This window comes from Citrobacter sp. R-1.5.2, from assembly GCF_035064245.1.
Taxonomy (GTDB): domain Bacteria; phylum Pseudomonadota; class Gammaproteobacteria; order Enterobacterales; family Enterobacteriaceae; genus Citrobacter.
The window spans coordinates 1-7,643 of the sequence record NZ_JASEYC010000041.1; the positions used below are offsets into that span (position 1 = coordinate 1).

Sequence of the window (7,643 nt, forward strand, 5' to 3'; positions counted from 1 at the left end):
AATTCTGAGGGTACTTGATGTGACCTGCGCCCAATTGTTGGGCACGCAATATTTTTAAAAAGTCCGCTTCTGGCACACAGCGGACTTTCCTTACATAGATGATGCGTCAGGCTGCTAATCACAAAAGTTGTTACAGGGCGCTAACTATTAGGCCATGACTGCAAATAAACACCGTTATTCCAGCCTTTCAGGCAGTTTCATTATTTTTATGAAGCGCTTGTATCCGGCAAACCTGTGAAGCACTGTAGCCTGTAGCATCCGCCGTTTCCCGGATACTCAGTTTCTTTACCTGCCGGTAGTACAGGACTTTCTGATGCCGTTCCTGATCGGCCTGCTTACCCCGGTACTTTCCAATTGTATGAGCCCGCTCGATTCCCTGTTTTTGCCGCTGGCGGCGGCTCAGCCAGTCCTTATGTGACATTGCGGCCATCAGATCGATAAGCATGTTATTGATGGCGGTTATTACTGCGCGGGTTATCGGGTCGGCCTGCGAAGGGTCCTTATCTGACAGTGCCTGCCATGATGTGGGCACATCAAGACTGACAATTCGCAGCTCATGTTGTTCTATCTGTTTTTTTAGCGTCATCCAGTCGCTGTTGCTGAGACGTGTCAGACGGTCTATCTGCTCGACCAATAAAATATCATTGTGGTGACTGTCCATCAGTAAGCGCCCTAGTTCCGGGCGCTCAAGTTTTGTGCCACTGATATTTTCCCGGTAGTAGCTGGCGATTTTATGCCCCCGTTCCTGGACGAACTGCTCCAGCATCTCTTTTGCCCGATCGGCGAACTGGTCTTCCGTCGATGCCCTTAAATAAGCTCTGATGAACATTTTCCCACCGCGTTATCGCATTTAGGTTATTGCATTTATTCTATCGCATATAGGTTATGTCATTTATCGTGTGCCGTCACGTTTTGGTTGTGGCGTCAAGGTGTACCCTTATGCGATAAGCATTCTTGTTAAAAATACCGAACCGAATAATTTATGAGGGAAACTATATGGCAAGGAGGCAGATTCTTTCTCTGTCGGAAAGAGAATCATTACTGGCATTGCCAGATGATGAGTTAACGCTGACCCGAATGGCCTATTTCAGTGAGCATGATCTGGCACTTATCAGTGCTCACCGTAAACCTGCCAGCCGTTTTGGTTTTGCCGTCCTTCTTTGCTACCTGAAAAATGTCGGCTTTGCTCCGGATAAAAAAATCCCACCCTCTGATGCGCTGCTGAAGCATATCGCCAGCAGGCTAAAGCTTACCGGGGATCTCTGGCCTGCTTACCTTTCCGGCAGGGATACGACCCGGCGTGAGCATTTAACCGAACTGTACCGCTATCTTGGCGTAAAGGCGTTCACCGGCAAAATACAGCAGGACGGTATTACGCACCTGTTGTCGATGGCGACGCGCACCGATAAAGGTATTCTCCTGGCCGAAGAGTTACTGGTCTGGCTCCGGCAGAACAACGTGATAATTCCCGCGATTGATGTCGTGGAGCGGACCTGTGCGGAGGCCATGGCTGGCGGAGATAAAATCGTATTTCAGACCCTGAATGCCCCGTTAACTCCGGCGCACCGGGATGCCCTGGATCGTTTACTTGAGTCATCAGATAATCAGCCTTCCAGGCTGACATGGCTTCTGCAACCGCCGGGTAAAATCAATGGTAAGAACGTACTGCAACATCTTGATCGGCTCAGCAGCATTGAATCGCTGGCATTACCTGAAGGTATAGATCGTACCATTCACCAGAACCGGTTGCTGAAACTGGCGCGGGAAGGCCGAAAGATGAGTAGCCGGGATTTGACCCGATTTTCAGCAGCCCGCCGTCATGCGATCCTGGTCTGCGTGCTGGAAGAAGCCAGAGCCACACTGACAGACGAAGTGATTGAGCTGCATGAACGAATGCTGAACAGCCTTTTCAACAAAGCCAAAAGAACACAGGCTGAGCGCCTTCAGCAGACCGGAAAGCTGATCCAGTCCAAACTGAGGCAGTACATCGATGTTGGTCAGGCGCTGTCTGATGCCCGCGACTCCGGTGGCGATCCATGGCTCGCAATAGAAAACATACTCCCGTGGCCTGAATTTGTCGCCAGTCTGGAGGAAACACGCCATCTCGCCAGAAAAAATAATTTTGACCCGCTGCATATTATTACTGAGAAATACAGCACATTACGGAAATATGCCCCGCGCATGTTGTCCGCTTTACAGTTAGTCGCAACCCCGGCAGCACAACCTCTGGCTGATGCGCTGGTTGTGATCAAGGATATGTACCGGAAGCAGTCACGTAAAGTTCCGGCGACTGCGCCGCTTGAGTTTGTCCCTGAAAGCTGGCGCAAGGTGGTGATTACACCTGCGGGTATTGACCGGCAGTATTATGAATTTTGTGCGCTCAGCGAGCTTAAGGGAGCGTTGCGCTCCGGGGACATCTGGGTTAAAGGCTCACGCCGCTACAAAAATTTTGATGATTACCTCATTCCCGAAAAGGACTTTGACAAACTCACACCGGCGCTGCCACTGCCCGTATCTGCTGATTATCATGAGTACATTGCCAGCCGTATGACTCTGCTTCAGTCCAGACTTGAAGAGGTCAATGCCATGGCTGCCCTTGGTGAACTGCCCGATGTGGAAATATCCGACAAGGGCGTAAAAGTCTCTCCGCTGGATAACTGCGTTCCGGCACAGGTTTCACCGCTGGCAGAACTGGTTTACAGCATGCTACCGCGACCTAAAATCACGGAAATTCTCGACGAGGTAAACTGCTGGACGACGTTTACCCGTCATTTTTCGCATATAAAAAATGACATTACCCGTCCCGATACCCGCCAGCTCCTCACCACCATTCTTGCGGATGGCATCAATCTTGGCCTGACCAAAATGGCAGAAGCCTGCCCCGGGAGCACCAAATCATCACTCGAAGATATTCAGGCATGGTATACCCGCGACGAAACCTATTCAGCCGCGCTTGCTGAGCTGGTAAATGCGCAGGGAAAAAGACCACTGGCGGCATTCTGGGGAGACGGAACAACGTCATCATCAGATGGACAGAATTTCAGAACAGGCAGCTCAGGCCGCTACGCAGGGCAGGTTAACCCGAAATATGGGCAAGAACCTGGACGTCAGTTTTATACCCATATTTCGGATCAATACAGCCCGTTTTACACCTGCATAATAAGTCGGGTCAGGGATTCAACCCATGTTCTCGATGGTTTGCTGTATCACGAAAGCGACCTGGAAATCAGGGAGCATTACACCGATACAGCTGGTTTCACCGATCATGTCTTTGCCCTGATGCATCTGCTAGGCTTTGCGTTCTGTCCACGAATCAGGGATCTCCACGACAAAAAGCTGTTTATCAAAGGGAAAGCAGACCAATACCCGGCGCTTCAGTCACTGATATCAACAACCAGCCTGAATCTGAAAGAGATCGAAATTCACTGGCGTGAAGTGCTGCGCCTGGCAACCTCGATAAAGCAGGGAACCGTGACGGCATCCCTGATGCTTAAAAAGCTTGCCAGCTACCCCAAGCAAAACGGACTTGCCAAAGCACTGAGGGAAATTGGCCGTATTGAACGAACGCTGTTTATGCTCGACTGGTTCCGCGATCCGGCACTTCGTCGGCGGGTACAGGCGGGACTGAATAAAGGAGAAGCCCGTAACGCGCTGGCGCGCGCGGTATTCCTGCACCGTCTGGGTGAAATCAGGGATCGTAAACCGGAAAATCAGAGCTACCGCGCCAGCGGACTGACGCTGCTGACGGCAGCTATCTCGCTGTGGAATACCATCTATATGGAAAGAGCGGTCGATGCCCTGAAGCGTAAAGGGATGAAGATCAACGAGCGACTGCTATCGCATTTGTCCCCGCTAGGCTGGGAACACATCAATCTTACAGGCGATTATATCTGGAAAAGCAACCGGATACCGGCTTCCGGTAAGTTTCGTCGGCTGCGGCCAGCTAAAGTAGGAAGGTCAAAAAACGACCTTAACGAATGGAAGGGACTTCCCCTGATTATGCGCCTGATTAACTCTTGTGCAATCATGGGGTAAACACAACCCCGGAGGGATTCGTTATGACCATTACTACTGTCGGTATCGATCTTGCTAAAAATGTGTTCGCTGTTCATTGCGTTGACCAGAATGGCAAAACCGTTCTGGTTAAATCCAGAGTAACCCGCGCAGCTCTTCCCGGGCTGATTGCTGGTTTGCCGCCCTGTGTTATCGGGATGGAGGCGTGCTCCGGGGCTCATTACTGGGCAAGACTGTTTCGGCAGTATGGTCATGAGCCGCGTCTGATGGCCGCTAAATTTGTATCGCCTTACCGCATGGCTGGTAAATCAGGGAAAAATGATGCAGCTGATGCTCAGGCTATCTGCGAGGCGGTTCGTCGCCCACATATGCGGTTTGTGCCGGTTAAGGATGAGAGCCAGCAGGCAATGCAGTGTCTGCATCGTACCCGACAGGGTTTTATCGAAGAGAAAACAGCAACATATAATCGTCTCCGGGGGTTGATATCTGAATTCGGCGTTATCGCCCCACAAAGTACAGATGCCCTGCGCCACATAGTTTTTGAGCAGAAGAATTCTTTACCACTTCAGGTTCAGCAATGTGTTGATGATTTGCTGGAGCACGTTGCTCGCATTGAAGATAACATCGCTGAATATGACCGAATTTTGTCCCGCATGGCCAAAACAGATCATCGCAGTCAGCGGCTGATGGAATTGAAGGGCGTTGGCCCCACAACGGCCTGTGCGCTGGTCGCCAGTATCGGTAATGCACATGATTTTAAGAATGGGCGCCAGCTGGCAGCCTGGCTGGGACTGACACCATCGCAGTACAGCAGCGGCGGAAAGTCGAAGCTTGGCAGGATAACGAAAGCTGGCGATTCGTATCTGAGAACACTTCTGGTTCAGGGTGCCCGCTCGGTACTGATCGGGGCGGAGAAAAGGACTGATTTATTCAGTCGTTGGGTCTGCTCACTGGTCGAACGCAGAGGATACTGGCGCGCTGTTGTTGCCATCGCTGCCAAAAATGCAAGACTGTGCTGGGCATCATTGCATTACGGTGATGATTTCAGGTTGTACTCAGCCAGCTAAAGTACAAAGCTGTATGACCATCTGTTCTGCAACTCGTTGATGATAAAGGGTTAGACCCCGTGAGGTATATCTGCTTATTGTACAGGGCAAGTGTACCCGACTAACGAACTAGAGCCTCACGAGCGTCTTTCATCAGGGTCCGAATCGATGACGATTCATCATGACCGTTTATAGTACCGCAGTCTCTCCCCTTTATTTTTTTACTATAGTGCAGACAGAAACCGTAAACACCGGCGTTGACATGCCGGGGAAGCCCTTATAGTACAATAATTTTCGATATCCAAATTGACCCCAATTGGTGGACTGGGATCCGTCCGCCTTCGATACCCGCATGTAGCCGATCAGCACCTTTTCACCCGTCACGTATACGTTCGATTATGTGACAGTGTGAGCCGGAAAGCTCTATCCGTCAAAATTTGTCACTTAACCCGTCATTTTGTTTAAGACATGCAAAGGGTGCATCAGGCAGGTAATGTGACAGAAATTCCGGCGGGATGCCTTCCTTCACGAAGGTGGCGCGCAACCGTTCCAAGGAAGCGGGATCGCGCCGACCATAGGAAGCCAACGCGAACAGCGAGCGTGCCGTCTCGGGGTTGTGTCGCGCTTCAATGATGGCCTCGTCGATGGCCTGGACTGCACGCTGCCAGTGATTGATGGGCTCGGGCTTCGGCGCTTTCGTCGGCAGGCCACTGGTGAACCCGGTTTGGGGCTCGGACCAGAATAGCTTTGCCTGCTCGCCTGGCGGGCTGATGTCCCTCACCTCAATCAAGCTGATTGCCGTTGCCGCCGCCTCCAGCATCTGTAACCGTACTACCGGATTTAGGGTTTCATACGGTCGCCACAGACTTTGCCCAGCACGCAGCGGATGCCCGCAGCCTTCCCAGACTTGGCGGGGATACCCCGCGCAGGTTCCGCACGCGGAAAGCGGGGTGTTCAGCTCATCGAGCAGCGTGCGAAGAAGTCGAAACCACAATCCGGCGTGGATGCGTCGGCACGGCAGCTCCACGTGACCGGTTGTCAGTGCCTGCCAGGTACGCTGATCCATCGCCGCAATCGCGTCGCTGGCGGTGCGCGGTTCGGCGTCGGCGTTCTCCCAGCCGAGAAACCGCCCAGGCACTCCCCAATAGGATTCCAGCCAGCAGCCATGCAGCGGGCAGCTCAGCATCAGGGGCAGCTTCCACGCGAGCAGTACGGCTTGGTTATCCGGATCGCTCAGGCAGAGCGGACAGGCACAGTGTATCGGCTGGCTGGGTAGCCAGGCACGCCACCTCGTGATGGATCGCTTCTTACGGTGGAGTTTTGGCAGCAGTACCGAGAGCTGAAATGCATAGGTTTCCAATGCGTCTGGAATCTGGTCATCAAGACTATCCAGTAGCCAAGGCACCCAGCCGGCGAAACTCATGCTGCGCAGCCGGTCCGGATCGATCCCGCTCCGCTGGGAAAGCATCGCCAGCAGCGACAGTGGTGGCGCGGTGTCCAGGTCATCGACCTGGCTGTGGCCAAGATCGTGCTCCAGCAGCTCGGGCAGTTCCATGTGATAGCAAAGGGCCACGCGGTTGAGCCATGAGGACAGCGCCTCGCCTTCTTTCGGAGCGGGATGCAGCGGCCAGCGCGGCGCGGGCTTCACATTAGTTCCCGCTCGAACTGTCGTCGCCGCTCGCTGGGGCCGGTGTAGTCGGCCATGCTGAGCGTGCGATGGTTGATCGCTTCCTCACCACTTTCCACGGCAGCGACAGCCGCCGCCATTAACAGGTGCGCCAGTTCGCCGATGGTGCCCTCGCTGCGCGTGAGCAGGTAGCGAGCCATATCCAGCGTGGCAATCGACGAGGGTCGCCGCAGCGGGAGCGAAGCCGCGAAGCTGGCCAGCAGTGAGCAGCAATCGTCGTTGGCCTCCCATACCGGCAGCAGCATCGGCTCGAACCGGTTCTCCAACTGATCGTCCGAACGAATGGCCAGGTAGGCGTCGCGTGTGCCAACCCCGACCAGCGGGATGCGCAGCTCGTTGCCGAGAAAGCGCAGCAGGTTGAGAAATTCCCGGCGGTTGACGCTATTGCCGGCCAGGACGTTGTGCAGTTCGTCGATCACCAGCATACGCACACCGACCTTGCGCAGCAGTGCCAGAGCCAGTTGCTCCATTTCCGGCAACCGTGGGCGTGGGCGCAGCGGCGCGCCCATCGCGGCGAGCAGCGCGACGTAGAAGCGGATCACGGACGGCTCGGACGGCATCTGCACGACCAACACTGGGATGTGCTCCTGGTCGGCGTCGGCGCTGGCCGGGTGGGTGCGGCGGAACTTCTCGACGATCATCGACTTGCCATTGTTGGTCGGGCCGACCAGCAGCAGGTTGGGCATGCGTTGCTTGTTTGGCCACGCATAAAGGGCTTCCAGCCGGTTCAGCGCCTCGACCGCGCGCGGATAGCCGATCCAGCGGTCGGCGCGAAGGCGCTGGACGCGCTCGTCCGCCGGCAGCCGAGCCAGCCCCTGCGCCGCCGGCAGCAGGTGGGACAGGTCGATGATGGGATATTCGTCCACGGCTACCACTCCTCAATCTGGTCGAACGGT

The 7,643-nt window shown here is 54.3% G+C and carries 4 protein-coding genes and 1 pseudogene; 2 read left to right on the forward strand and 3 right to left on the reverse strand.

The features are described 5' to 3' along the window. Nucleotides 1-187: 187 nt before the first annotated feature. Nucleotides 188-829 carry a recombinase family protein gene (locus QMN38_RS26090; protein WP_001567361.1) on the reverse strand — a complete coding sequence of 214 codons (642 nt, stop codon included), beginning with the start codon at nt 827-829 and terminating at the stop codon, nt 188-190. A 167-nt stretch (nt 830-996) separates the two neighbouring features. Between QMN38_RS26090 and QMN38_RS26095 the strand changes: the two are divergent. Together QMN38_RS26095 and QMN38_RS26100 are read left to right on the forward strand one after the other, a co-directional pair. Next, nucleotides 997-3,974, forward strand: a pseudogene (locus QMN38_RS26095) (Tn3 family transposase). Between the two features lie 84 nt (nt 3,975-4,058). Next, a complete protein-coding gene (locus QMN38_RS26100; RefSeq protein ID WP_001567660.1) occupies nt 4,059-5,081 on the forward strand; it encodes an IS110 family RNA-guided transposase in 1,023 nt (340 codons plus the stop codon). A 409-nt stretch (nt 5,082-5,490) separates the two neighbouring features. Here the strand turns inward: QMN38_RS26100 and QMN38_RS26105 are convergent, their stop codons facing one another. Both QMN38_RS26105 and QMN38_RS26110 read right to left on the reverse strand, forming a co-directional pair. Further along, nucleotides 5,491-6,708: a TniQ family protein gene (locus tag QMN38_RS26105; protein WP_192906918.1), complete on the reverse strand. Its 1,218-nt coding sequence runs from the start codon at nt 6,706-6,708 to the stop codon at nt 5,491-5,493. Next, nucleotides 6,705-7,613 (reverse strand): TniB family NTP-binding protein, encoded by a 909-nt coding sequence (locus QMN38_RS26110; RefSeq protein ID WP_085397603.1) that lies wholly within the window; start codon nt 7,611-7,613, stop codon nt 6,705-6,707. The genes QMN38_RS26105 and QMN38_RS26110 overlap by 4 nt, the downstream gene beginning before the upstream one ends. Nucleotides 7,614-7,643: the final 30 nt, after the last annotated feature.